Source organism: Bacillus cereus group sp. BfR-BA-01355 (assembly GCF_022663675.1).
In the GTDB taxonomy this organism is placed as follows: Bacteria; Bacillota; Bacilli; order Bacillales; family Bacillaceae_G; genus Bacillus_A; species Bacillus_A thuringiensis_S.
In genome coordinates, this window is record NZ_JAKUFY010000399.1 from 1 (window position 1) to 263 (window position 263).

The following is a 263-nucleotide window of genomic DNA, read 5'->3' on the forward strand; positions in this document are numbered from 1 at the left end:
AAGCAAAAGCGAAGTCGATTTTAGAGCAAAAGAAATCTGGAAAATTAACGCATGAGCAAGCAAAAGAGGAATTAACAAAGTTAGGCGTGAAAATGCCGGAGAAAGGTAAGCATGGAGACATGTTTGCTAACTTAGATGAACAGGCGAAAGAGAAAGCGAAGTCGATTTTAGAGCAAAAGAAATCTGGAAAATTAACGCATGAGCAAGCAAAAGAAGAATTAACAAAATTAGGTGTGAAACTTCCAGAAAAAGAGAAGCGTGAA

At 37.3% G+C, this 263-nt stretch carries 1 pseudogene; it reads left to right on the plus strand.

Annotation, left to right across the window (positions count from 1 at the left end):
- Positions 1–263 (plus strand): annotated as a pseudogene (locus MR167_RS32220) (hypothetical protein); the annotation flags it as partial.